This is a genomic window from Stenotrophomonas geniculata, from assembly GCF_034508895.1.
Taxonomy (GTDB): domain Bacteria; phylum Pseudomonadota; class Gammaproteobacteria; order Xanthomonadales; family Xanthomonadaceae; genus Stenotrophomonas; species Stenotrophomonas geniculata.
On sequence record NZ_CP140571.1, the window covers coordinates 4,398,255 to 4,422,345 of the forward strand.

At 67.3% G+C, this 24,091-nt stretch carries 23 protein-coding genes; 2 read left to right on the top strand and 21 right to left on the bottom strand.

The window, feature by feature from the left end:
- Positions 1-102: 102 nt before the first annotated feature.
- Positions 103-297: a heavy-metal-associated domain-containing protein gene (locus tag RI032_RS20250; protein WP_010482571.1), complete on the top strand. Its 195-nt coding sequence runs from the start codon at positions 103-105 to the stop codon at positions 295-297.
- A gap of 77 nt (positions 298-374) precedes the next feature.
- Here the strand turns inward: RI032_RS20250 and cueR are convergent, their stop codons facing one another.
- The 20 genes from cueR to hisS form a co-directional block, all read right to left on the bottom strand.
- Entirely contained in the window at positions 375-830 is a 456-nt protein-coding gene (cueR, locus tag RI032_RS20255; RefSeq protein ID WP_010482574.1) for a Cu(I)-responsive transcriptional regulator, read from the bottom strand.
- 11 nt (positions 831-841) lie between these two features.
- A complete protein-coding gene (locus RI032_RS20260; RefSeq protein ID WP_322547617.1) occupies positions 842-3,343 on the bottom strand; it encodes a heavy metal translocating P-type ATPase in 2,502 nt (833 codons plus the stop codon).
- Between the two features lie 128 nt (positions 3,344-3,471).
- Complete coding sequence (locus tag RI032_RS20265; protein ID WP_322547618.1) at positions 3,472-6,429, bottom strand: TonB-dependent receptor plug domain-containing protein; 2,958 nt, start codon at positions 6,427-6,429, stop codon at positions 3,472-3,474.
- Between the two features lie 296 nt (positions 6,430-6,725).
- A complete protein-coding gene (locus RI032_RS20270) occupies positions 6,726-7,355 on the bottom strand; it encodes a hypothetical protein (RefSeq protein WP_322547619.1) in 630 nt (209 codons plus the stop codon).
- A gap of 164 nt (positions 7,356-7,519) precedes the next feature.
- Positions 7,520-8,257, bottom strand: a complete 738-nt coding sequence (locus RI032_RS20275) for a copper homeostasis protein CutC (RefSeq protein ID WP_134958389.1) — start codon at positions 8,255-8,257, stop codon at positions 7,520-7,522.
- Positions 8,254-9,252 (bottom strand): glycosylasparaginase, encoded by a 999-nt coding sequence (locus RI032_RS20280; RefSeq protein ID WP_322547620.1) that lies wholly within the window; start codon positions 9,250-9,252, stop codon positions 8,254-8,256. Before RI032_RS20280 ends, RI032_RS20275 begins: the two co-directional genes overlap by 4 nt.
- Before the next feature lie 51 nt (positions 9,253-9,303).
- Complete coding sequence (locus RI032_RS20285; RefSeq protein WP_322547621.1) at positions 9,304-10,326, bottom strand: glucokinase; 1,023 nt, start codon at positions 10,324-10,326, stop codon at positions 9,304-9,306.
- 82 nt (positions 10,327-10,408) lie between these two features.
- Complete coding sequence (locus RI032_RS20290; protein ID WP_005409434.1) at positions 10,409-10,693, bottom strand: hypothetical protein; 285 nt, start codon at positions 10,691-10,693, stop codon at positions 10,409-10,411.
- Between the two features lie 34 nt (positions 10,694-10,727).
- The gene (locus tag RI032_RS20295; RefSeq protein WP_322547622.1) at positions 10,728-12,317 is read right to left on the bottom strand and encodes a calcineurin-like phosphoesterase family protein; all 1,590 of its coding nucleotides are present in this window, start codon (positions 12,315-12,317) and stop codon (positions 10,728-10,730) included.
- Between the two features lie 148 nt (positions 12,318-12,465).
- Entirely contained in the window at positions 12,466-13,086 is a 621-nt protein-coding gene (gene hisIE / locus RI032_RS20300; RefSeq protein ID WP_075674606.1) for a bifunctional phosphoribosyl-AMP cyclohydrolase/phosphoribosyl-ATP diphosphatase HisIE, read from the bottom strand.
- Entirely contained in the window at positions 13,076-13,852 is a 777-nt protein-coding gene (gene hisF, locus RI032_RS20305; protein WP_053499875.1) for an imidazole glycerol phosphate synthase subunit HisF, read from the bottom strand. Before hisF ends, hisIE begins: the two co-directional genes overlap by 11 nt.
- Positions 13,846-14,580 (bottom strand): 1-(5-phosphoribosyl)-5-[(5-phosphoribosylamino)methylideneamino]imidazole-4-carboxamide isomerase, encoded by a 735-nt coding sequence (hisA, locus tag RI032_RS20310; protein ID WP_322547623.1) that lies wholly within the window; start codon positions 14,578-14,580, stop codon positions 13,846-13,848. Before hisA ends, hisF begins: the two co-directional genes overlap by 7 nt.
- Entirely contained in the window at positions 14,577-15,179 is a 603-nt protein-coding gene (gene hisH, locus RI032_RS20315) for an imidazole glycerol phosphate synthase subunit HisH (RefSeq protein ID WP_012480034.1), read from the bottom strand. The genes hisA and hisH overlap by 4 nt, the downstream gene beginning before the upstream one ends.
- A complete protein-coding gene (gene hisB, locus RI032_RS20320; RefSeq protein ID WP_010482587.1) occupies positions 15,176-16,249 on the bottom strand; it encodes a bifunctional histidinol-phosphatase/imidazoleglycerol-phosphate dehydratase HisB in 1,074 nt (357 codons plus the stop codon). The genes hisH and hisB overlap by 4 nt, the downstream gene beginning before the upstream one ends.
- The gene (gene hisC / locus RI032_RS20325) at positions 16,246-17,340 is read right to left on the bottom strand and encodes a histidinol-phosphate transaminase (protein ID WP_057504276.1); all 1,095 of its coding nucleotides are present in this window, start codon (positions 17,338-17,340) and stop codon (positions 16,246-16,248) included. Before hisC ends, hisB begins: the two co-directional genes overlap by 4 nt.
- Complete coding sequence (gene hisD / locus RI032_RS20330; protein WP_159360071.1) at positions 17,337-18,632, bottom strand: histidinol dehydrogenase; 1,296 nt, start codon at positions 18,630-18,632, stop codon at positions 17,337-17,339. The genes hisC and hisD overlap by 4 nt, the downstream gene beginning before the upstream one ends.
- Positions 18,629-19,540: an ATP phosphoribosyltransferase gene (hisG, locus tag RI032_RS20335; RefSeq protein WP_107232405.1), complete on the bottom strand. Its 912-nt coding sequence runs from the start codon at positions 19,538-19,540 to the stop codon at positions 18,629-18,631. Before hisG ends, hisD begins: the two co-directional genes overlap by 4 nt.
- Before the next feature lie 34 nt (positions 19,541-19,574).
- A complete protein-coding gene (locus tag RI032_RS20340; RefSeq protein ID WP_005416326.1) occupies positions 19,575-19,883 on the bottom strand; it encodes a YerC/YecD family TrpR-related protein in 309 nt (102 codons plus the stop codon).
- Between the two features lie 198 nt (positions 19,884-20,081).
- On the bottom strand, positions 20,082-20,375 hold the full coding sequence (locus tag RI032_RS20345) for a hypothetical protein (RefSeq protein ID WP_312250528.1): 294 nt from the start codon (positions 20,373-20,375) through the stop codon (positions 20,082-20,084).
- The gene (hisS, locus tag RI032_RS20350; protein WP_322547624.1) at positions 20,375-21,772 is read right to left on the bottom strand and encodes a histidine--tRNA ligase; all 1,398 of its coding nucleotides are present in this window, start codon (positions 21,770-21,772) and stop codon (positions 20,375-20,377) included. Before hisS ends, RI032_RS20345 begins: the two co-directional genes overlap by 1 nt.
- A 127-nt stretch (positions 21,773-21,899) precedes the next feature.
- Here hisS and RI032_RS20355 point away from each other — a divergent pair, with 127 nt between their 5' ends.
- Positions 21,900-22,652 carry a Crp/Fnr family transcriptional regulator gene (locus tag RI032_RS20355; RefSeq protein WP_043397202.1) on the top strand — a complete coding sequence of 251 codons (753 nt, stop codon included), beginning with the start codon at positions 21,900-21,902 and terminating at the stop codon, positions 22,650-22,652.
- A 129-nt stretch (positions 22,653-22,781) separates the two neighbouring features.
- Here RI032_RS20355 and thrC read toward each other — a convergent pair whose 3' ends face one another.
- The gene (gene thrC, locus RI032_RS20360; RefSeq protein ID WP_322547625.1) at positions 22,782-24,071 is read right to left on the bottom strand and encodes a threonine synthase; all 1,290 of its coding nucleotides are present in this window, start codon (positions 24,069-24,071) and stop codon (positions 22,782-22,784) included.
- Positions 24,072-24,091 lie beyond the last annotated feature (20 nt).

Sequence of the window (24,091 nt, forward strand, 5' to 3'; positions counted from 1 at the left end):
TTTTTTGTCGGCGCCTTGCCTGTCGTTCAGCCCGGCGCTTGACCCTGCCATCGTTGGAAGGTGCACACTGACTCCACCCCAAGAGCACCGAAGGAGCTACAGATGGAATTCCATGTTGAAGGCATGACCTGCGGTGGTTGCGCGCGCAGCGTGACCCGCGCGATCCAGCAGATCGATCCGAACGCCAGCGTGGTTGCCGACCCGCCGACCGGCCTGGTCAAGGTGCAGACCACCGCGTCGCAGGAACAGGTGTTCGCCGCGGTGAACGATGCCGGTTTCCCGCCGCGTACCGTCTGACCCCTGCCCTGCGTCCACAACGAAGCCCGCCCCGTGCACTGTCACAGGGCGGGCTTTTTGGTTCACGCGATATCGATTCAATGCTTCTGTGCGCGTCGCCGCACTGCACCGGTCTTCGCGGTATCAACCGGCACCGGTGTCTCATCGTCCTCACCCAGCCGCTGCAGGATCGGGCACTCAGGGCGCTCGTCTCCCGCACAACAGCTGATCAGCGACTTCAGCGTGTCGGCCATCTGCCGCATGTGCTCGATGCGCTGTTCCAGATCGGCGATGTGCTGTTCGGCCAGATGCTTCACGTCGGCACTGTGCCGCGAGGTGTCATTCCAGAGGCCCAGAAGATCGGTGATCTCGGCCACCTGGAAGCCGAGATCGCGCGCACGGCGGATGAAACGCAGGCGGTGGATGTCCGCCTGCGAATACGCCCGGTAGCCCGACTCGGTTCTATCAGCTGCGGGAATCAGGCCGATCTGCTCGTAGTAGCGGATCATCTTCGCCGACACGCTGGAGGCCTTGGCAGCTTCACCGATGTTCATGCGGATCTCCTTCAGTGGGTGGCAGCGGCAGCATCCGCCATCGGCGGCTGGAAGCGGCGCAGTCGCAGCGCGTTGCCCAGCACGAACACGCTGGACAATGCCATCGCACCGGCCGCGAACACCGGCGACAGCAGCACGCCCCACACCGGGTACAGCACGCCGGCCGCTACCGGAATCAACGCGGTGTTGTAGGCGAACGCCCAGAACAGGTTCTGCCGGATGTTGCCCAGCGTCGCCTTGGACAGCGCGATGGCATTGGGCACGCCCTGCAGGTTGCCCGACATCAGCACCACATCGGCCGACTCCACCGCGATATCGGTGCCGGTACCGATGGCCAGGCCGACATCGGCTTCGGCCAGTGCCGGCGCATCATTGATGCCATCGCCGACGAAGGCGACGTGGCCATGCGTGGCCTTCAGGCGGCGCACGGCCTCGACCTTGCCTTCCGGCAGCACCTCGGCCACCACCTCATCGATGCCCAGCTCGCGCGCGATCGCCTGCGCGGTACCGGCGTTGTCACCGGTGATCATCGCCACCTTCAGGCCGAGCTGGTGCAGTGCCGCGATCGCGGCCGACGTGCTCGGCTTGATCGGATCGGATACCGCGATGATCGCGGCCAGGCGACCGTCGATGGCGGCATACAGCGGCGACTTGCCCTGCGTTCCAAGCTGGGTGGCCAGCGCCGCGAACGGCGTGATATCCACCCTCAGATCGCGCATGAAACGATCCGCCCCCACCTCCACGCGCGCGCCATCAACGCTGGCACGCACGCCCATGCCGGTGACCGATTCGAAATCGGCCATCGCCGGCAACGCGATGCCCTGCTCGGTGGCCGCATCCACGATGGCGCGGGCAATCGGATGCTCCGAGCGCGACTCCACTGCCGCCACCGCTCCCAGTACCGTACTGCGATCAAAACCGTCGGCGATCTCCAGGTCGGTCAGGCGCGGGCGGCCTTCGGTCAGCGTGCCGGTCTTGTCCACCGCCACCACCTGCGCGTCCTTCAGCAGCTGCAGCGCTTCACCCTTGCGGAAAAGCACACCCATTTCAGCGCCACGGCCAGTACCGACCATGATCGAGGTCGGTGTGGCCAAGCCCATCGCGCAGGGGCAGGCAATGATCAGCACCGCCACCGCATTGACCAGCGCGAAGCTCAGCGCCGGCGATGGACCGAAGATCAGCCAGACCGCGAAGGTCGCCAGCGCGGCCAGCATCACCGCCGGCACGAACCACAACGTGACCTTGTCGACCACCGCCTGGATCGGCAGCTTCGAGCCCTGCGCCTGTTCGACCATGCGGATGATCTGCGCCAGCATCGTCTGCGCGCCCACCGCCGTGGCTCGCACCGTCAGTGCGCCCTTCTGGTTGACCGTGCCACCGACAACGCTGCTTCCCGGCTGCTTCTCGACCGGAATCGGCTCGCCGCTGATCATCGACTCGTCGATGTAGCTGCGACCCTCGACCACCTCGCCGTCGACCGGCACGCGCTCGCCCGGGCGCACTTCCACCACGTCGCCGCTCTGCACTTCATTGACCGGGATGTCGACGGTGCGGCCGTCACGGATCACATGGGCGACCTTGGCCTGCAGGTTGACCAGGCGCTTGATCGCCTCGGAGGTACGGCCCTTGGCCCGAGCTTCAAGGAAGCGGCCGAGCAGGATCAGCGCGACGATCACCGCCGCCGCCTCGTAGTAGACGTTCACCGTGCCCGGTGGCAACAGCCGCGGTGCAAAGGTCGCTACCACCGAATAACCGAACGCCGCGGCGGTGCCCACCGCCACCAGTGAATTCATGTCCGGCGCCAGCCGCAGCAGTGCCGGGAAGCCCTTCTGGTAGAAACGGCGGCCGGGAATGGCCAGCACCAGGAGGGTCAGCACGAACTGCAGGTACCAGCTGGCCTGCATGCCGATGGTGGCCATCACCCACTCGTGCATGCCGGGAATCAGGTGCGAACCCATCTCCAGCACGAACACCGGTAGCGCCAGCGCGGACGCCACGATCAGGTCGCGTTTCAGTCCGGCGCGCTCGGCATCCTTCTTTTCTGCAGCCTCATCGTCGGACTGCACGCCGGCCTCGATCAGGTGTGCGGCGTAGCCGACCTTGTCGATGGCCGCCACCAGCGCGTCCACGCCCGCCACGCCGCGCACGGTCGCACGCTCCGTGGCCAGGTTCACGCTGGCCTGGCTGACGCCCGGCACCGCCAGCAGCGCACGCTCCACGCGGCCCACGCAGGAAGCGCAGGTCATGCCTTCCACGGCCAGTTCAACGGTAGCGGCGGGCACGTCATAGCCCACCCGCTCCACCGCCTGGATCAGCGCGGCCCGATCGACCGGGCCCGACGGGCGGATATCCGCGCGCTCGGTGGCCAGATTGACCGAAACACTGCCCACACCTTCGACCTTGGACAGCGCGGCCTCGACCCGGCCGACACAGCTGGCGCAGGTCATGCCCTCGATGGGCAGGCTGATGGTGGCGGGGCTTGCGGGGGCTGCAATGGCGCGGGGCGTGCTCATGATCGGATTCCCGGGGTTCCTTCTGGATGCGGACAGGCTAAACCTTGCCATCGTGGGAAGGTCAAATCCAGCCGCCACGTCCAGCCGGTATCGCCGGGCCAGGCCCGGCGTACCGCCCGCAGTCCGCCTCAGAAGGTGAACACGTACTCCAGCGCGAACTCGCGGCCCACCGCGCCGAGCAGGCGGGTCGGGGCGAAGTCATAGTCCAGCTTGTACGGATCCTTGTGGTTCCAGCTGGCCGAATTGAACACGTTGTTGACGTAGACGTTGACCTTGGCGCGTTCGGTCACCTGGTAGCCGATGTTGAAGTTCCAGGTGATGAACGGCCCGACCCGCCCGTAGTAGCGCGTGGTCTGCTGGCCGGCGTTCGGGTTCGGGTTGGGCGACCCATCCGGACGTGTTGCCGGTTCCAGGCAGTTCAGCGACGGGCTGTCGCTGGGCACATAGCCATCAGCGAACGGCAGGCAGCCACCCGGGTTGTTCAGGCGATCGGTGCCCCAGTGGTAGCGCACGCCCGGCACCGAACCGATGCGGTCGGCATAGACATTGGCGTTCCAGTTGCCGCGCTGCCAGGCCAGGCTCGCGCGCAGCTTGCTGCGCAGGTCGCGGTCACGACGCTCCGGGTTCGGGTCGTTGGCGTAGCGCTGTTCCTTGGTCGAGATCTGGTTGGTGTAGTTCAGGCCCAGCTGGAAGCTGCCCCACTGCGCGGTTTCCAGGCGATAGCGCGCGGTCAGGTCGATACCACGCACTTCGCGGCTGGCCAGGTTGAACGGCCCGCGCTCGATCGATACCAGACGGCCGTTGCTGTCGCGGTTCACGCGGGCCAGGATGCCGGCGCAGTATTCGCCACCGGCCGGATTGGCCCACGGTGTACCGTCGATGTTCTTGCCGGTCAGGCAGCCGGCTTCGCTGGCCAGCACCTCGTCGGCGCCGACGTCGACGATCATGTCTTCCAGCTTGATCGCCCAGTAGTCGGCACTGACCGACAGATTGGGCATCACATCCCAGACGAAACCGACCGTCCACGAATCGCCGGTTTCCGAACGCAGCAGTGGCGTGCCGCGGCGGTTCACGTCGAAGGTGTACCAGACGTCGGTGTTGCCCACGCCGCAGTTGTTGACCAGGTAAGCGCCGCTCTGGATGCAGCGCAGGCGGTCATAGGTCTGCACTTCGGAGCTGCTCGGCTGGCCCAGCAGGTAGTGCATGTCCGGCGCATGGAAACTGGTGGCGTAGGAGCCACGCACCAGCAGCGACTCCACCGGGCGCCATTCCAGGCCGACGTTCCAGGTGGTTTCCTTCTGGCTGCCGATGTCCAGCGCTTCGCCGCTGTTGTCAGCCTTGTAGTTGCCATAACGGTCATAGCGCGCGGCCGCAGTGGCGGTCACGCTCTCCAGCAGGGGGATCTTGAACTCGACGCCGGCCGAATAGCGGGTGCGCTCGCCGCCGCCGCGATCAACGTTCTGCAGGTCGAAGTCGATACCTGCACGCGGATCGGGGCTGAGGTGATAGCCCTGCTGCGCGACTTCGGCCACTGCCGCGAACGAAATCGGACCCGCCCACCCTTGGAACAGCTCGCCGGTGATGTCCGCCGAAGCCTGGTTGACCCACGATGACGCGCGGTTCCTCGCCACCGTGCCCATCTGCCAGTACTGGTCCGGCGTCAGCGGATTCCACCAGCGCGATTCGTTCAGTGCGTAGATCGCCTCGCCATCGGCGGTGGTGCCCAGCTTCGGACCCAGGAAGTAGTCATACGACTTCTGCTTGTCGACCACGTTCTGCCGTTCTTCCACGCGGTAGTAGGAACGCCCCACTGTGGCGCTCCAGTCGAAGCGGTCAGCGAGGCGGCCACGCAGGCCGGCGCTCCAGTCCCAGGACAGTTCGCGGTTGGTGTTGCGCAGCGTATCCAGGCCACCGACTTCATTTGGCGTGAACTGGCGCACGCCCAGGATCGGGCGGTTGCGGTTGGCATCCCAGTAGTAGCCGTTGTCGTCGTCGATCAGCGACACGCTCGGCGGATTGGTGCCCCAGATCGCTTCGGAGCGGTAGACGGCCAGGTTGGTCCAGGCCTGCAGGTCATTGCTGAAGTCGAAGGTGGCATACAGGTTGCCGGACACGTTCTCGGCACCGCCCGTAAGCAGCCAGTTCGCATAGTCCGCACGCATGCCGCACAGGCGGCCGGTGTTGGTGATGGTGTTGGCGGCGTAGTTGTAGACCAATCGATCCGCGGTGTAGTACTCGCCATCGAACTTCTCGCAGGTGCCGGTGGGCGGCGCCAGGCGCTGGCCGGTGGTCGGATCGATCAGCGCCAGGCCGGCGGTGGGACGGAAGCCGACTTTGCGTTGTTCCATGTTCCAGGATGGATACGGTGCATCATCGGCGTCGTCCATCTGCGGGCGGTCACGGCCAAACAGCGGGTCGCGCTTGGTGTACTGCAGCGCGTAGGTCACGCTCCAGTTGTCGCCGGTCTTGCCGCCGGCCCAGGACAGATCCCACGTATCGCGGCCGCCTTCGGTGGAGGTACCGCCGCGCACGCGCACTTCGTCGCCGTCGTAGTTGGTCTTGAGGATGACGTTGACCACGCCGGCGATCGCATCGGAGCCATAGATGGCCGAGGCGCCACCGGTCAGCACTTCGATGCGCTCCACCGCCGCGGCCGGAATGTTGCCGTAGTTGGAGAAGTTGGTTTCACCGCCATACGGCAGCGGGTAGTCCGCCACGCGACGGCCGTTGACCAGCAACAGCGAGCGGTTCGGGCCCATCCCGCGCAGGTTCAGGCCGCTGGCATTGGGCGTATGCGAGCCCCACTGCGAGGCGGCTTCAACAGTGCCGGTCGCTTCGGTGAGGGTCTTCAGCGCGTCGTACACGCTGACGAAGCCTTCCTTCTGGATCTGCGCGGCGGTGATCACATTGACCGGTGCCGGGCCTTCGACACTGGCGCGCTTGATGCGCGAGCCGGTGACGGTGACCGCATCGAGATCCTTGGTGGACGAGCTTGAGGCTTCCTGCGCATTGGCAGCCAGGGGAAGCAGGGCCAGGACCAGGGCCTGGGACAGCAGGTGACGACGCTTGCGGACGATCTGAGCCATGGGTGGTTGCTCTCGAAAGTGTGGACGCATGGACGGGTGGTGGTGCGGCACTACCAGTGATCCGGGCGCCTGGATCGGTTCAGGACCGTCGCAGCACCCTCCCCTGTGGATCGATCCAAACTAAAGCACAGCTGAATCACACCCGGCATGCGGCGACGCAGCAACAGCCCGCGGAATGCCGCTACCGGCCGCCGTCATCCCTAACAATCAAAGGGTTGCGAAACATTGCTGAGAGAACGGCACACACGTCAATGACACGATCGCGACAATCGCGCGCGGAACGGTTTTGTCCGCCCTCAGCGATTCCCCTCACCCGATTGAGTCGGGACGAAGTGGTCATTTCGGAGGGTGTAGTGGCTCGACGCATCGCCTCCGGGTCCGATACCCCACCACTCGATGGTGATCCCGTCGCCCTGCCAGATGACCGAGGAAAAGTCGGATTCACTGTGGGGTCGCCCTGAGTTCTGGCTGGCCAGAGACAGGGCCTCAAGGCAGCTGCTGATCCGTATCCTGCCCCGCTCCACGGGCTCCAGCGGCATCACTTCATAGACGAAGAGATGGATCTCGCGCCCAGCGCCGCAAAGGCCCATCGGGTTGTCCGCGTTGGAATCGAATACCTGATACAGCGCGCGAAAACGCCTCGCCCCGATTCGATGTGCACGCGTGTCGAGGAACGCGCCCCGCGCGGTGGGCTCAAGCCTCACACCAACCATTTCGGGGTCAACCTGCAGGTCCTTGTCGGCAGCCACCTCCCGCACCCACTCCGGTGCATGCCCTTCACGTGCGCCGATTGCAATGGCTGGCACCGCGCAGACAAGCAGCAGGAACAGTCGAAACATGCGGGAATTCGTTGGCGAACGACGGTATGAACCACTATCGGCAATCACCGACTGCGCCGCCATGCGACGGCCCACCAGCGTATCCATTTCAACGACTTGGCCTGCCGCCCTAGCCGTTCGAACGTGCTGTAAGCGTCACTTCTTCGGCCGCAACGATGGGCAGGCCCGGGGTCGGAGCCCTTCTGCGAAGGGATCCGACCCCGGGCCCAAAGAGCAGCCGAGCGTGGGCTCGGCTCTACAGAAGAGGCGGGCTACCTTGCGCCGTCCAGCGCCTGCCGCAGCGCGGCCACGGTCGCGGTGGCGGTCTGGCTCCAGTCCGGGTCCAGGCCGCGCAGGGCCGGGTTCTGGAACTGCATGGCCGAGCGGCGCAGGCCTTTTGCGGACGCGTGCAGTTCGGTACAGCCCGTCTGCCGCGCGACGGTTGCGATGTTGCCCGGGGCCAATCCGGCACCTGCCATCACCGTGATACGCCCGGCCGCTTGGGTGACCAGCGCCGCCAGCACATCGGCACCGGCCTCGGCGCTGACCTGGCCGCCGGAGGTCAGCACGCGCTGGCAGCCCAGCCCGATCACCTGCTCCAGCGCCACCGGCAGGTCGCGGGCAGCATCAAAGGCGCGGTGGAAGGTCACCTGCAACGGCCCGGCCGCCTGCATCAGTTCACGGCACAACGCCACGTCAACGCCGCCCTGCACGTCCAGTGCGCCTATCACCACGCCATCGCAGCCCAGCGCGCGGCACTGCGCGATGTCACGCAGCATCAGTTCGGTTTCCAGCGCGTCGTAGTGGAAGTCGCCCGGGCGTGGCCGCACCAGCACGAACAGCGGAATCGACAGGCGTTCGCGGGCAATTGCGATGGTGGCAAACGACGGCGTGGTGCCACCCTCGGCCAGGTTGTCGAACAGCTCGATGCGGTCGGCCCCGCCGGCCTGCGCCGCCAACGCCGAGGCCAGCGAGTTGCTGGCGATCTCCAGGGTCAGCCGCGTGCTCACGCCTGGGTGCTCGCATAGATCGACGGCGAATCGCGCAGGTCATCCTGGCGCTGCGCATCGCACACGGCGTAGACGAAGCCGCGATGCAACGCGTAGGCGCCCACCTCACCCTGCTTGTTCATGGCCAGGAAGCACACCTGCAGGGTCCTGCTCGCCTCCGGCCGCTTGCGCACCACACGGTCGATTGCCTCGCGGCAGGCCTGTGCCGGCGAGCGCCCCTGGCGCATCAGCTCGACCACCAGGAACGAAGCGGCGTTGCGGATCATCTCCTCACCCACGCCCGAGGCGGTGGCCGCACCCACTTCGTTGTCGACATACAGGCCGGCACCGATGATCGGGCTGTCGCCCACGCGTCCGTGCAGTTTCCAGGCCATCCCACTGGTGGTGCAGGCACCGGCCAGATGGCCCTTGGCGTCCAGTGCCAGCATGCCGATGGTGTCGTGGTTGTCGCTGTTGCCGGGAATACCCCGGCGCTCGGCATTGATCTGCGGCTGGTACTTCTCGGTCTTCAGCCACTCGCGCCAGGCCGCCTCGGCCTGCGGCGTCAGCAGGTGCTTGCGCTCGAAACCCTGCTGCACCGCGAACTGCTGCGCGCCCTCGCCTACCAGCAGCACATGCGGGCTGTTCTCCATCACTTTGCGGGCCACCGACACCGGATGCGGGATGTCGACCAGCGCGGCCACCGCACCACAACGGCCATCGCCATCCATGATGCTCGCGTCCAGGCTCAGCACGCCGTCGCGATCCGGGTTGCCGCAATGACCGACGGTGGGGTTGCACAGCTCGCTCTCGGCCCAGCGTGCGCCCGCTTCCACCGCATCCAGTGCGCTGCCGCCCTGCGCCAGCACCTTCCATGCGGCCTGGTTGGCCGGCACGCCGAAGTCCCAGGTCGAAACCACCTTGGCCCCACCCTGCGTGCGCGCCTGCACGCCCGGCAAAGCCGCCATGCCTGCGGCCAGTGCGCCGGCCTGCAGGAATTGCCTGCGATCCACCATCTTCCCCTCCCAGTCTGCAATGCACGGCCGGCCCGATGCCGGTCGTGCCGATCAGTCGTGCGTGGGCTGTCGTGCGGCGTGCCAGACCGCTGCACCGAGTACGCCCAGCTGGCCGTGCTCCACGCGCCATACCGGCACCTGGCGCAGCACCTCGGTCAGCACGCCCTTGTTGAGGAAGCGCTCACGGAAGCGGCCATCGGCCAGGAAATCCTGCACGTGCGCGGAAATGCCTCCGGCCAGGTACACCGAGCGTGCACCGACGGCGATCGCTGCGTCGCCGGCCAGGCTGCCCAGCCAGGCGCAGAACACCTGCAGCGTCTCCACCGCCAGCGCGTCTTCACCGCTGCGGGCGGCACCGATCAGTGCTTCGGTACTGGTCCACACCGGGGTGACGCCGCGCAGCTCGCACAGGCACGGATACAGGTTCATCAGGCCACTACCGGACAGCACGCGCTCGTTGTCCACGTGCGCCCAGCGCTGCAGCAACTTGCCCAGCACCTGCAGTTCCAGCGCGTTGCCGGCGCCAAGCGCGGCGTGGCCGATCTCGCTGGCCAGCACCGGGCGCTCGCCATCGGCAAAGCGCAGTGCGGCGCCCAGGCCGGTGCCCGCGCCCAGCACCAGCGCCGGGAACGCCTGTGCCGGATCGGCGTCGCCGTTCAGTGGCACCAGGGTTTCCGGCTGCAGGTACGGGATGGCCAGCGCCACCGCTTCGAAATCATTGATCAGCTGCAGTTCGTGCAGCCCGGACTGCGCGCGGGTGGCCGACAGCGAGACCGTCCACGGCAGGTTGGAATTGATCAGTACATCGCCATCGAGCAGGCCGGCGATGGCCACCACCGCAGTCTGCACCGGCTGGCCAACGCCTGCGGTGAAATCGGCCAGGATCGCTGCCAGGCTGGGGTGCTCGGCGCAGGCGTAGGTGCGATGGCTGCCCAGCAGCGGCGCCTGGCCAGGTTGGGTTTCAGCCAGCGCAAGGCGGGCGAAGGTGCCGCCGACATCGGCGACCACCAGACTGCGCGGAGGACCGCCGCGGGCGGAGTCGGAGGAAACCGGGGACGCTGCTGCGATGGTCACGCTGGCCTGCTTGGATCGATTGAATCGCCCCGATTCTCAGGCATCGGGGCGGCTTTGCCTAGCACGCCGATGACAGGTTGGCCTACATGCCTTCCTGTTCGGCCACCTGCACGCCATCCACCAGCACGCGCAGGCGCTGCGGGCGGAAGCCGGCGAACAGCAGCGGCCGGGTGCGTTCTACCAGCACTTCATGGCCAGCAATGTGGCGCAGCCACGACTGTACCAGCGAGAAGGAGAAGTGCGTGCCCGGATGCAGCGGGTGCTGCACCCAGACCTTCTCGGTGGCGCTCTGCAGCAGCATCGCGCCGGTGAACCAGTGGCGGCTGAGGGTCACCGGCGTGGTGCCGGCCATGAAGCGGATATCCATGCGGGGTCCTTTCGCTGGGGCCGTGATGCGGAGGTCAGGGCTGGGCAGTCTGCAGGCTGTAGCGGGTGGTGGCGGTGAACACCGCACCGTCAGGCTGGGTGGAGCGTACTTCGACCTTGTGGCTGCCCACCGCCAGATCGGTCGGCAGCGCGCCACGCCACAGGTGCGGCGATGCGGTGGCCTCCGGCGAGCGGTCGTAGCCACGCAGGCTGTCAGTCAGATCGTCGGCCACGTTCTCCACCATCAGACGCGGATCGGGCTGGCTGACCTGCTTCATCGGCTGCCAGGCGCCGCCATCGACGCGGTACTCGACCACGCTGGCATCCTCACCCATGTAGACGTTGGCATAGATGCCCCACGCCGGGTAGGCCCCCTGGCGCAGCACCTTCGGCGCATGCAGGCCGATCTGCTCGCTGGCCGGCTTGCCCGCCACGCGGTACTGCAGTTTGTAGCTGCCATTGCCGGCCACGTCGAGCAATGCATAGCCCTTCGGCGTGCCATCGCTCATGGTGCTGTCCGGCACGCCGGCGGCATTCTTCACGCCCGACCAGAACGCGCCGCAGTTGGCACCCACGTTGTATTCGTGCAGCGGCTTGTCGCCGTTCCAGCCGTCGGCCTTGCCGTGGTAGACGTGCTGCTGGGTGTGGCTGTGGCCGCTGAGCACCAGCACGTTGCGGAAGTCCTTCAACAGGTCGAACAGGCGCTGACGGTCAGCATGGCGGAAGGTCTCGCGTCCCGGCGCGGCGTCGAACAGCGGGATGTGCATGCCCAGCACCAGCAGGCGGTCCTTGTGCAGGCCCTTCAGGTAGCTGGCAAGGAAGGCGAACTGGTCTTCGCGCAGTCCACCGACATACTTCGGCTTGGCCTTGGGGTCGTACACCACGTCGTCCAGGAACACGAAGCTGGCGCCGCCTTCTTCCACCGCGTAGGTGTCCGGGCCGTAGATGTTGCGCCAGCTGTCCAGCGAGTGCTCATCGCTGGCGGCATCGAAATCGAGGTCGTGGTTGCCCGGCACATGGAACCACGGCACGCCAAGTTCGGTGGTGACCTTGTTGATCGCCGGATACAAGGTCAGGTCGTCGTTGACGATGTCACCCAGGGTGGTGCCCATGCGCGCCCTCGTCTGACCGACCAGCGGCGCCACGATCGACTGCTGGTAGTAGCCGATGTCCTTCAGGCTGGCGGTCTGCGAATCGGTGAACACCAGCATCTGGAAACCACGGCGGCTGTCATGGCGATCCGACTGCAGCGCGAAATCCCAGTTGCGGGTGACATCGCTGGTGGCGGCGATGCCACCGTACTTCAGCGCCGGCGAGCCATTCGGGCGGTAATGGCGCCAGAACGAGGGCAGGCCATCAGCCGCCTTCGGGAACGAATACGCATCGGGCTTGATCACGAACACGGTCTGGCCATCGCGCACCGGCAGGCTGTAGCTGCCGTCGGCGGCGGTCTTGACGATGGCCTCGCCATTGGAGACCTGCACCCCGGCCAGGCCCGGATCGGTCGCGCCGCGCCCCGGCCGGCCGTCGCGCTCCAGATAGACCTTGCCGGTGACCACGGTGTCCGCGGCCCAGGCCGGCGAGGTCAGCAACAGGCAGCACAGCCACGCGGCAGGCAGTTTCATGGGAGAGATCCAGCAGAAAGAGACGCGGTATTGTAGAGCCGAGCCATGCTCGGCTGCATTTCAAGATGGTAGTACCGGCCGCTGGCCGGCAACCTCACATTCGTCGGACGTCGGGTGGTTGCTGGCCAACGGCCGGCACTACCGCACCTCAACGATGGCGCTTTTCCAGCACCGCCCGCGCATCATCCAGCGACAGACCGCGCGCGCGAAGCAGCACCAGCAGGTGGTACAGCAGGTCCGAGGCCTCGCCCAGCAACGCCTCGTCATCCTGCGCCACCGCCGCCAGGGCGGTCTCCACGCCCTCCTCGCCCACCTTCTGTGCGATGCGGCGGATGCCGCCCTCGAACAGGCTGGTGGTGTAGCTGCCCGGCGGGCGCTGCGCCTCACGCATCGCCACCAGCTGGCCCAGCCCGCCCAGGAAGTCCTTCGGCGCCTGGTCGAAACAGCTCTCGGCACCGGTGTGGCAGGTTGGTCCTGCCGGGCGTGCCATCACCAGCAGCGTATCGGCATCGCAGTCGACACGGATCGACTGCACCACCAGGACGTTGCCGGACTGCTCGCCCTTGGTCCACAACCGCTGCTTGCTGCGGCTGAAGAAGGTCATGTGGCCGATGGCCAGCGTGGCGGCCAGCGATTCGGCGCTGACATAGCCCAGCATCAGCACCTGCAGGGTATCGGCATCCTGCACCACGGCCGGCAGCAGGCCGTCGCCCTTGCCCCAGTCCAGCGCCTGCAGCGCATCCAGCGATGGCCTCACTTCAATAGACATCCCGCACCTCGATCTGCTGTGCGCGCAGGTAGCGCTTCAATTCCGGAATGGCGATGGCACCGCTGTGGAACACGCTGGCTGCCAACGCGCCGTCAACGTCGGCCTGGTCGAAGGCCTCGGCGAAGTGTTCCATTGCACCGGCACCGCCCGAGGCGATCAGCGGCACCTGGCACAGGGCCCGCGCCTGCTGCAGCTGCACGACATCGTAGCCACGGCGCACGCCGTCGCTGTCCATGCAGTTCAGCACGATCTCGCCAGCGCCACGCCGTTGCGCCTCGACGATCCAGTCCAGGGTACGCAGCGGTACCGCCTGGGTCTTGTCCGGGTCGCCACTGAAACGGCGCACCCGCCACTGGCCGTCCGCTTCACGTACCGAGTCAACACCCACCACCACGCACTGCACGCCGAACTCATCTGCCAGCTCGGTGATCAGCTCCGGGCGGCCCAGCGCAGGCGAGTTGATCGACACCTTGTCGGCACCGGCGAACAGCACCCGACGCGCGGCTTCCACGCTGTCGATGCCGCCGGCCACGCAGAACGGGATATCGATCAGGCGCGCGATGCGCTCGATCCACGCCACATCCACCGAACGCGCCTCGGGGCTGGCGCCGATGTCATAGAACACCAGCTCGTCGGCACCCTGGTCGCGGTAGCGCTGCGCCAGCTCGGCGATGTCGCCCATGTCGACGTGATCGCGGAAACGCACGCCCTTCACCACGCGGCCATCGCGCACGTCCAGGCACGGAATGATGCGGCGGCTCAACATGCCAGCGCCTCGCTCAGGTCCATGCGCTGCTCCAGCAGGGCCTTGCCGAGGATGGCACCGCCGCAGCCGGCAGCACGCGCCTCGGCTACATCGGCCACGTCACGGATGCCACCGGAAGCCTGCACGGCCACGCCCGGCAGCAACGTCGACAGGTGCTGGTAGAGGCTGATGTTGGGCCCAGCCAGCATGCCGTCGCGGGCAATGTCGGTGCACAGCAGGTGGCGCATACCGGCACGCGCATAGCGCTGGGCCAGGTCATCCAGGGTCACCCCGGCGTTCTCGGTCCAGCCGTGCACCGGCAGCTGCCATTGGCCTTGGGCATCCTGGCGCGCATCCAGCGCGATGGTGATGCGCTCGGCGCCAAATTCCTCCAGCCAGCCGACCACTTCATCGGGGCGACGCACCGCCAGCGAGCCGACCACTACGCGACCGGCGCCGGCATCGAGGATGCGCGCCACGTCGTCGCGGCCGCGCACGCCACCGCCGGTCTGCACCTGCAGCGGCGTCTGCGCACGGATCGACGCCAGCAGCGGCGCAAGGGTGTAGCCACCGGCACGCGCAGCGTCCAGGTCGACCAGATGCATCCACTCCGCGCCCTGCGCAGCGAAGGCCTGTGCACGCGGCAGCGGATCGTCGCCATACGAGGTTTCCTGCGCGTAGTCACCCTGGCGCAGCCGCACCACGCGGCCGTCGCGGATATCCAGCGCGGGGTAGACGATGAAACTCATGCAGCAGTGCCCTCAAGGAAGTTGCGCAGCATCAGCGAGCCGGTCTCGCCGGAGCGCTCGGGATGGAACTGTGCACCGTAGTAACGCCCCTGCTCCACCACGGCAGTGAACAGGCCACCGTGGTCGCAGGCAGCGACAGTGTGGGTATTGAGTGGTGCCGCATAGCTGTGCACGAAGTAGGCGCTGGCGCGCTCCGGCACACCGCGCAGCAGCAGCGATTCGCGCAGCGGCAGCAGCCGGTTCCAGCCCATGTGCGGCACGCGGATGCCGCAGGCCGGCACCAGCTTGCGCACCACGCCGGGAATCAGCCCCAGTGTCTCCACACCCGCTTCCTCGGAGCGTTCGAACAGCAGCTGCATGCCGAGGCAGATACCCATCAGCGGCACCTCCAGTCGCTGCAGCGATTCCACCAGGCCCTGCGCGTGCAGGCGCTGCATGCCGGGACCGGCGGCGCCGACACCGGGCAGGATCACCCGCTGCGCGCCGATCAGGCCGTCCGCATCGCGCACCAGCCGCACCGTCGCACCCAGACGCTCCAATGCATAGCGCACCGAGCCCAGGTTGGCACCGCCGGCATCGATCAGCGCGACGTCGCTCACAACGCCCCCTTGGTGGAAGGCAGCGCGGTGCCCTGCCGGGCCAACGCCGGACGCAGCGCACGCGCCAGCGCCTTGAAGCAGGCCTCGACCTTGTGGTGATCGTTGTCGCCGCGCACCTGCAGGTTGAGGTTCAGGCCACTGGCGTCGCACAGCGAGCGGAAGAAGTGCGGCACCAGCTCGGTTGGCATATCGCCCACGCGCTCACGCTTGAACTCACCTTCGAACACGAAGTACGGCCGGCCGCTGAAATCCAGTGCGGCGCTGGCCAGCGTCTCGTCCATCGGCAGGGTGAAGCCGTAGCGGCCAATGCCGCGCTTGTCGCCCAGCGCCTCGCGCAGCGCCTGGCCCAATGCGAGCCCGGTGTCCTCGATGGTGTGGTGCTCGTCGATGTGCAGGTCACCCTCGGCCTGGATGTCCAGCGCGAAGCCACCATGCTTGCCGATCTGCTCCAGCATGTGGTCGAAGAAAGGCAGTCCGGTGGAGATGCGCGCATCGCCCGCACGATCCAGATCGAGTTCTACGCGGATCTTCGTTTCTTTCGTATTGCGCTGGACCACGGCGGTACGCGGCGCGTCGGCCAGCGCGTGGGCAATGCCCGCCCAGTCCCACTCGCCACCAAACTGTTCGGTGCGCAGCTGGAAACCACGGATATTGAGGTTGTCGGCGAACTGCAGGTCGGTGATGCGGTCACCCACCATGCCCGAACGCGCCCAGTCGATGCTGCGGTCCTGCAGGTAGGCGGTCATCAGACCGATGCCCGGCTTGCGGGTCGGCGCATTGTCCTGCGGCCAGCTGCAATCGATCAGCACGTCACGGAAGGTAATGCCCTGGCTCTCGAAAATCTGCAGCATCAGCTCGTTGGGACCGTCGAAGCTGGCACGTGGGTAGCTGTCGCTGCCCAGGCCATCCTGGTTGGTGACGATCACGAACTGGTAACCGGCATCCCGCAGCTTCAGCAGCGCCGGGATCACCTGCGGCACGAAGCGCAGTTTCTCGTAGGCGTCGATCTGGAAATCGGACGGCTCCTCGATGAGGGTGCCGTCGCGGTCGATGAACAGGATCGGGGTCATGCTGCGGCCCTCCGCGCCGACAGGGCCGCAAGCACGCGGTCATTCTCTTCTGGGCTGCCGATGCTGATGCGCAGCGCATCACCCAACTGCGGCGCGGCGCGCTGGTCGCGCACCACCACGCCCGCAGCCAGCAGCGTATCGAACGCGGCCTGGGCATCGGAGAAGCGGACCAGCAGGTAGTTGCCGGCCGAGGCATACACCCGGCACACGCCGGGCAGGCCGGCCAGGGCTGCACGCAGGCGCTCGCGCTCGGCGATCACCGTGGTCACGCGCTCGGCGGTGCGTGCCAGCGCGGCCGGCTGCAGTGCCTGCACGGCCAGTTCCGCGCACGGCGTCGGCACCGGGTACGGCGCCTGGCAGCGACGCAGCAGGGCAATCAGCTCCGGGGCAGCGATCAGCGTGCCAATGCGGGCGGCCGCGAGCGCGTGCGCCTTCGACAGCGTGCGCAGCACCGCCAGATTGGCGTGCGCGACCAGCAACGTGGTCGCCGACGGCCGTTGTGCATACTCGACATAGGCCTCGTCCACCACGACCAGCGCCTGCCCGCGCAGCGCAACCGCCACGCGCTCGACCTCATCCAGGGCGATGTCACTGCCGGCCGGGTTCGACGGCGCACACAGGAACACCAGCTTGGCACCCTGCGCCTTGGCCGCGTCGATCACCGCATCCAGATCGGTGCGCAGTCCATCCTCGCCGTCCACCAGCGGCACTTCGATCAGCGGGGCGCCCTGCAACCGCGCACACACGGCGTACATGCCGAACACCGGCGGCGTGACCAGCACGCCATCACGACCGGGCACGCACAGCGCGCGCACCAGCAGATCGATCGCCTCGTCACTGCCCCGCCCGACCAGCAGCTGCTGCGGCTGCACGCCATACAGTGCGGCCAGGCCTTCACGCAGCGCCAGCGGTTGCGGTTCGGGATAGCGCCGGCTGCTGCCATCAGCATCGGCCGGATTGGCCCAGGCCGACTCATTGGCGTTCAACCAGACCTCGCCCTGCACCGCCGCGCTGCGCGCCGAGCTGTAGCCAGCGAACGCCTGCAGATCCGGGCGCACCAGTGCCAGCACGTCATCAATGGCGGCGCTCATGCGGCGGCCTCCATGCGCAGGGCAACCGCACGTTCGTGCGCGTCCAGGCCTTCAGCGCTGGCGATGATGCGTGCGCAGCCGCCGATTGCGGCCAGGCCGGCGGCGCTGGCGCTCTGCACGCTGATCAGGTTCTGGAAGCTGGCCACGCTCACGCCGCTGTAGGCACGTGCGGCACCCGCGGTGGGCAGCACGTGGTTGGTGCCGCTGCAGTAGTCGCCCAGTGCTTCGGGGGTGAAGTCCCCCAGGAACACCGAGCCGGCCGCCTGCACCTGGTCCAGCCAGTCGCGCGGCTGGCGCAGCGCCAGGATCAGGTGCTCGGGCGCATAGCGGTTACTGATCGCAAAGGCTTCATCCAGCGAATCGACCTGGATCAACCGCGAAGCCGACAATGCCTGGCGCGCGATCTGCTGGCGCGGCAGCAGGGCCACCTGGCGCTCCACTTCGGCCTCGACCGCCGCCAGCATCGCGGCATCGTCGGTCAGCAGAAGGACCTGCGAATCCGGGCCATGCTCGGCCTGCGACAGCAGATCGGCAGCCACGAACGCCGGATTGGCACCCGCATCGGCGATCACCAGCACTTCCGACGGGCCGGCCGGCATGTCGATGGCGGCGGCGCCGTCCTGTGCGACCTGCTGCTTGGCTTCGGTGACGAAGCTGTTGCCGGGCCCGAACAGCTTGTCGCAGGCCGGGATGGTGGCGGTGCCATAGGCCATCGCGGCAATCGCCTGCGCGCCGCCCAGCTTGAACACGCGCTGCACGCCGGTCAGGCGCGCGGCCACCAGCACCGCCGGATCGGCAGTCCCGTCGGCGCGCGGCGGCGTGCACAGCACCACCTGCGGGCAACCAGCTAGTTGCGCCGGCACGCCCAGCATCAACGCGGTGGACGGCAACGGCGCACTGCCTGCCGGTACGTACAGGCCGACCCGGCCGATCGGCCGCAGCATGCGTTCGCAGACCACGCCCGGTGCGGTCTCCACGGCATAGCCCTTGCCCATGCCAGCCTCATGGAAGCGCGTGATGCGCTCGGCAGCTTCGACCATCGCCTGGCGCAGTTCGGCCGGCACCGCCGCTTCGGCGGCCGCGAAATCGTTTTCGGATACTTCAAAGGAGACCAGCTCGACACCGTCGAAACGTGCGGTGATCGCACGCAGCGCGTCGTCACCCTGTTCGCGCACTTCTGCAATCAGCGTGGCCACCGCGTCGCGGGTCTGCTGCGCCACGGTCTGCACCGGGCGGGTCAATGCCGCGCTACGCGCGGCCTCATCAAGTCGGGACCAGATCAGACGGTTCATGCCAGCGATCGCTCCACGCTCAACACCATCAGGCCCTGCGCGCCAGCGCGCTCCAGTTCTTCCATGCGCTGCCAGCTCAACGGGCCGGGGCACATGGTCTGCAGGCGCAGCGCGCCGCCATCGGCCGGCAGCCGCACCAGCGGCTCGGCATCGGCCAGCAGCTGCGCCAGCGCGTCGACGCGATCTTCGCTGGCACGGAACATCAGCAGCTTGCGGTCCTGGCGCTGCACCACGCCGTCGAGGCGGCGCAACAGCATCGCGCGCAGCGATGCACGTGCGTCATCCGGCACCCGCACCGCGCCCGCCAGCACCGCCTCGCTGTCGAGCAGGTTGTGCACCGGGGTCAACTGGTTGGCACGCAGGGTGGCGCCGCTGGACACCAGATCGCAGATCAGGTCGGCGGTGCCCAGGCGCGGGGCGATTTCCACCGAACCGGACAGCTCGACCACCTGTGCGTCCACGCTCTGCTCGGCCAACCACTGCTTGAGGATGGCCGGGTAGCTGGTGGCGATGCGGGTGCCGGCCAGCTGCGCCGGACCCTGCCACTGCCATTCCTCGGGCACCGCCAGCATCAGCCGGCACTGGCCGAAGCCCAGCCCGCGCAGCGCCTGGTAGGCATCAGGCAGGCCGATCTGACGGCGGGCCGCGGCCTGTTCGTCCAGCTCATTGCGGCCGACGATGCCGAGGTCGCAGACGCCGTCGGCGATCAGGCCGGGGATGTCGTCGTCGCGCACCAGCAGCAGGTCCACCGGCAGCGATTCGCCGTAGCAGAACAGCTTGTCGCGGCTCTCGCGCCAGCTCAGGCCGCAGGCACTGAGCAGGTTGCGGGCGGGTTCGGCCAGCCGGCCACTCTTCTGGATGGCGATACGCAACCGGTCTCGTGCCGGCGCTGCCTGGGTTGCACTCATGGGGGAGGTCTCGAAGTTCGGAACGGGGCGCGGATCAGCGCGAAGCAAGGCGGTCGATGGCGGCGGCATAGCCTCGATGGCCATGCTCAAGCGTTCGCGCCACCCGTCCGGTGGTGGTCACGCTGACGCCGGTGCGCTCGTGGATCTCGCGGTAAGGCACGCCCTGCTGCAGCAGCGGCACCACTTTCCAGCGGTCGGCCATGGCCTCCAGCTCGGCCGGGGTGCACAGGTCGCGCAGGAAGGCCTCCACCTGCTCCGGCTCGCGCAAGGCGGCAAAGGCCCGGGCCAAGGCTTCCAGGTCGGCCTTCGGGTCTTTGGCGGCAATCTCGGGGCGGGCTTTCACGGGGTCGTTTCCATGCATCAATGTAATAGCGCGTTAGTACATTAGCGCATTCTTGCGCAGTGCGTCAATCCGGTGGCTCAAGGAGTCAGAGACGTTTCTCATAGGAAAACGGATTTGCCTCCTTGAGCGGATGCCGGAAACGCAGAACGCCCACCAAAGGGCGGGCGTTCTGCTTTCAAATCAACAACCTGGACCGACTCAAGGCAGGCAGCGCACCTCGGCCTGCAGCGCCCCCCGCCGCAGGCATTCGCCAAACAGGCTGCCCTGCCGGCTCGGCAGTGGCTGGATGTTCTCCAACACGCCCGCGCCGGCCGCGCACGTTCGAGCGGCCAGGGCTCGCAGGTCATCCTCCAGCTGCGCGCGGTCGATCACGTGGCAGCGATCGACCTGCAGCCGGTACTGTGCCGACCCCATCCGTGCACTGTGCAGCACCGGGTCGCTCTGGCAGCCCGCCAGCAGGAGCACGCTCAGCGCCCCTGCGGCGGCCCGCATCACGCCATCGCCTTGGACTGCTCCAGCTCCACCTGCAGGGTGCTGGCCAGCTCGTCGCGGGAGACTTCGAACTGCTGCTCACGCAGCAGGTCCTTCACCGCCACCACGCCACGCGCCAGTTCATCCTCACCGGCCAGCACCACGAAGCGGATACCGGCCTTGGCGGCGTACTGGAACTGCTTGCCGATCTTCTTCGGCTCCATCTGCACTTCGGTGTTGATGCCACCGGCACGCAGGCGACGCGCGATGTCCAACGACTGCGGCATGCCCTGCTCGTCCATCAGCGCCACCAGCGCCTGCACGCTGCTGGCTTCGATCCCGTCAATGAGGCCGGCCTCGCGCAGCTGCCAGAACAGGCGCGACAGGCCGATGGAGATGCCCACGCCCGGCAACTTGGACTTGCTGTAGTGGCTGGCCAGGTCTTCGTAGCGGCCGCCCGAGCAGATCGAGCCGATCTGCGGGTGGTCGGTCAGCGTGGTCTCGTAGACGGTGCCGGTGTAGTAGTCCAGGCCGCGCGCAATGGAGAAGTTCAGGCAGTACGCGGTTTCCGGCACGCCCAGCGCCTGCACCAGCTGCAGCACTTCGCGCAGTTCGGCCACGCCGGTACGCAGGATCTCCGAAGAACCGGCGTCGGCTTCAAGCGTTGCCAGCTGCGCCAGCGCATCGGCATGGCCCTGCGAACGCACGGCCACGAATGCCAGGATCTTCTCGACCTGTTCGGCCGGGATGTTGAAGCCCTCGCCCACCAGCGTCTCGCGCACGTAATCGGCGCCGCGCTTGTCCAGCTTGTCCACTTCGCGCAGAACCGCCAGCTGGCGCTCGCCTTCGGCCACGCCCAGGCTCTCGAAGAAGCCGCGCATCAGCTTGCGGTTGTTCAACTGGATGCTGAAGTCACCGATGCGCAGTTCCGAGAACGCCGCGTGGATGACCGCCAGCACTTCGGCGTCGTACCGCACGCTCAGGCTGTCCTTGCCGATCACGTCGATGTCGCACTGGTAGAACTCGCGGAAACGGCCGCGCTGGGCACGCTCGCCACGGTACACGCGCTGCATCTGGTAACGGCGGAACGGGAAGGTCAGTTCGTGTTCGTGCTCGGCCACGTAGCGCGCCAGCGGCACGGTCAGGTCGAAGCGCAGCGCCATCTCCGGCAGCGAACGGTCGCCCGATTCGGCCGCATTGGCCAGCGCACCGGTGGACTGCACGAAGTACACCTGGCGCTCGGTCTCGCCGCCGGATTTGGTCAGCAGCACATCGGACAGCTCGAACACCGGCGTCTCCACCGGCAGGAACCCGAAGCGCTCGTAGTTGCGGCGGATGACGTCCAGCATGCGCTGGAACGCAATCTGCTCGCGCGGCAGCAGCTCAAGGGTGCCGGGCGGGGTACGGGGCTTGATCACGGGCGGAACTCCTGCTGGAACGGGACGTGGGAGGGGGCGACATTCTAGCGCCCCCGCCTCGGGCAGGGTCGAACGGCCGCTTGAAGTATCATAAGGCCCTCCCTCGCCCGCGATACGCCCCCGCAACATGTCCCGGCCTTCCGGCGCTCCGCCCGCCACCAACGATCCCGCCTCGCCGTCCTGCGCCACGCTGGACTGCCTGCACTGCTCGGTTCGCCACCTTGCGGTGTGCTCGGCGCTGTCGCCCGATGAAGTGCAGGCGCTGGAACAGGTCACCGTATCGCAGCAGGTCAGCATGGGCAGCACGCTGGCCCGCACCGGTGAAGAGCGCGACCATGTCTATACATTGACCGGCGGCGCACTGCGCCTGGTGCGCACCCTGGCCGACGGCCGCCGCCAGATCAACGGCTTCGTGCTGCCCGGCGACTACCTGGGCCTGAGCGGCAGCGACCACCACCGCTACGACATCGAGGCAATCGCCGACAGCCGGGTATGCCGCGTTGCGCTGCCACAGATGAAGGCGTTGCGCAGCCGCTTCCCGCACCTGGAGCGCAAGCTGCTGCAGCGCGCCTGCCAGGAACTGGATGCCGCACAGGATGCTGCGCTGGCACTCGCACGCCTGCAGCCTGCCGAAAAACTGGCCGATTTCCTGCTGCGCCTGGCTGCACGCGAGGCCAAGCTGGGGGGCGACGGCCTGCGCGTGTCGCTGCCAATGGGCCGCGGCGATATCGCCGACCATCTGGGCCTGACCATGGAAACGGTCAGCCGCACCTTCACCAAGCTGCGCCAGCAGGGGCTGATTGCCCTGCCCCACCTGAACGTGGTGGAGATCCTCGACGAGGACGGGCTACGCACGCTGGCGGGTGAAGGGTTGATCTGAGGGTTTCGCAGTTCATGGGGTTGCCGGCCAGCGGCCGGCACTACCCGTGTTGCGCGAAGCGCATTGTAGAGTCGAGCCATGCTCGACTCATCGCGCCGTGCGCGAACAGCAGCCGAGCATGGCTCGGCTCTACATGGGAGCCAACACCTCACGCAACGCCGCGTAATCGGCGGCCAACGGTTCGGCGTGCGCCGGCCGCTGCAACAACGCATCCAATGCAGGCGGCACGGCCACGGGTTCGCCGATCAACGGTTCGACCACAGCCTCGAACTTGGCCGGATGGGCGGTAGCCACCACCGCCCAGTCACCCTTGGAACCACGCGCGCGCAGATCCTGCAGCACCTTCACCGCCGTCGCCGTGTGCGGGCAGAACAGTTCGCCGCGGCTCGCATACGCTGCGGCAATCGTGGCGCGGATGGTCACGTCGTCCACCGCGAACGCACGGAACGCAGCGCGCAGCTCGGCATCATCTCCGTGGTAAAGCCAGCGCAGGCGTTCGAAGTTGCTTGGCGCCCCTACGTCCATTGCATTGGCCACGGTGGCCACACTGGCCTGCGGCTGGTAGTCGCCGCCGCTGAAGTACGCTGGCAGTACCGCATTGGCATTGGTGGCCAGCACGATCTGTCCGATCGGCACACCCAGCGCACGCGCCAGCACCGCAGCCATTGCGTTGCCAAGGTTGCCGGTCGGCACCACCAGGTTGAGCCGGCGACGGGTTTCAGCATGATGGGTCAGTGCCGCATGCGCGTAGTAGCTCATTTGCGGCAGCAGGCGGCCCAGGCTGATGCTGTTGGCCGAGCTCAGCGGCACCTGTGCCTGTAGTTCGCGGTCAGCCAGCGCCTGCTTGACCATGGCCTGGCAGTCGTCGAAGGCACCGGCCACGCGCAGCGCCTGGATGTTGTCGCCGAAGCAACCAAGCTGATGCGCCTGCCGCGGTGACACGCGGCCATCCGGATACAGCACCACCACGCGCACGCCCGGCTGGCGATGGAACGCCGCCGCCACTGCAGCACCGGTATCGCCGGACGTGGCGACAACAATGGTCAGGTCGCGGTCCTTGCCGGCCTGCAGCCGCGACAGCGTTCCGGCCAGGAAGCGCGCACCGATATCCTTGAACGCCGCCGTCGGCCCATGGAACAGCTCCAGCACATGGTCGCCGTCGCCGAGTGCACGCAGTGGCACCGGGAAGTCGAACGCCTCGCGGCAGATCGAAGGCAGCGCTGCCTCCAGAGCATCACCTGCGAAGAACGGTGCCAGCAGATCGGCGGCGGTATCGGCCAGCGTTGCGCCGGCCTGCAGCTCACGTGGCGCCGGCAGCACCTGCGGAACATACAGCCCACCATCGGGCGCCAATCCTGCAGCGATCGCCGCACTGAGGCCGACGGCCGGGGACTGGCCGCGGGTCGAAACAAATTGCATGGGTTGGGTATCCAGTAAAG

Excerpts from the sequence above, each read along its gene's own strand:
- RI032_RS20265 (WP_322547618.1), bottom strand. The coding sequence starts at position 6,429 with ATGGCTCAGATCGTCCGCAAGCGTCGTCACCTGCTGTCCCAGGCCCTG.
- hisIE (WP_075674606.1), bottom strand. The coding sequence starts at position 13,086 with ATGTCTATTGAAGTGAGGCCATCGCTGGATGCGCTGCAGGCGCTGGAC.
- hisB (WP_010482587.1), bottom strand. The coding sequence starts at position 16,249 with ATGACCCCGATCCTGTTCATCGACCGCGACGGCACCCTCATCGAGGAG.
- RI032_RS20345 (WP_312250528.1), bottom strand. The coding sequence starts at position 20,375 with ATGCGGGCCGCCGCAGGGGCGCTGAGCGTGCTCCTGCTGGCGGGCTGC.
- RI032_RS20280 (WP_322547620.1), bottom strand. The coding sequence starts at position 9,252 with ATGGTGGATCGCAGGCAATTCCTGCAGGCCGGCGCACTGGCCGCAGGC.
- thrC (WP_322547625.1), bottom strand. The coding sequence starts at position 24,071 with ATGCAATTTGTTTCGACCCGCGGCCAGTCCCCGGCCGTCGGCCTCAGT.
- RI032_RS20290 (WP_005409434.1), bottom strand. The coding sequence starts at position 10,693 with ATGGATATCCGCTTCATGGCCGGCACCACGCCGGTGACCCTCAGCCGC.
- hisF (WP_053499875.1), bottom strand. The coding sequence starts at position 13,852 with ATGTTGAGCCGCCGCATCATTCCGTGCCTGGACGTGCGCGATGGCCGC.
- RI032_RS20270 (WP_322547619.1), bottom strand. The coding sequence starts at position 7,355 with ATGGATACGCTGGTGGGCCGTCGCATGGCGGCGCAGTCGGTGATTGCC.
- hisD (WP_159360071.1), bottom strand. The coding sequence starts at position 18,632 with ATGAACCGTCTGATCTGGTCCCGACTTGATGAGGCCGCGCGTAGCGCG.
- RI032_RS20260 (WP_322547617.1), bottom strand. The coding sequence starts at position 3,343 with ATGAGCACGCCCCGCGCCATTGCAGCCCCCGCAAGCCCCGCCACCATC.
- hisC (WP_057504276.1), bottom strand. The coding sequence starts at position 17,340 with ATGAGCGCCGCCATTGATGACGTGCTGGCACTGGTGCGCCCGGATCTG.
- RI032_RS20295 (WP_322547622.1), bottom strand. The coding sequence starts at position 12,317 with ATGAAACTGCCTGCCGCGTGGCTGTGCTGCCTGTTGCTGACCTCGCCG.
- RI032_RS20250 (WP_010482571.1), top strand. The coding sequence starts at position 103 with ATGGAATTCCATGTTGAAGGCATGACCTGCGGTGGTTGCGCGCGCAGC.
- hisA (WP_322547623.1), bottom strand. The coding sequence starts at position 14,580 with ATGAGTTTCATCGTCTACCCCGCGCTGGATATCCGCGACGGCCGCGTG.
- cueR (WP_010482574.1), bottom strand. The coding sequence starts at position 830 with ATGAACATCGGTGAAGCTGCCAAGGCCTCCAGCGTGTCGGCGAAGATG.
- hisG (WP_107232405.1), bottom strand. The coding sequence starts at position 19,540 with ATGAGTGCAACCCAGGCAGCGCCGGCACGAGACCGGTTGCGTATCGCC.
- RI032_RS20355 (WP_043397202.1), top strand. The coding sequence starts at position 21,900 with ATGTCCCGGCCTTCCGGCGCTCCGCCCGCCACCAACGATCCCGCCTCG.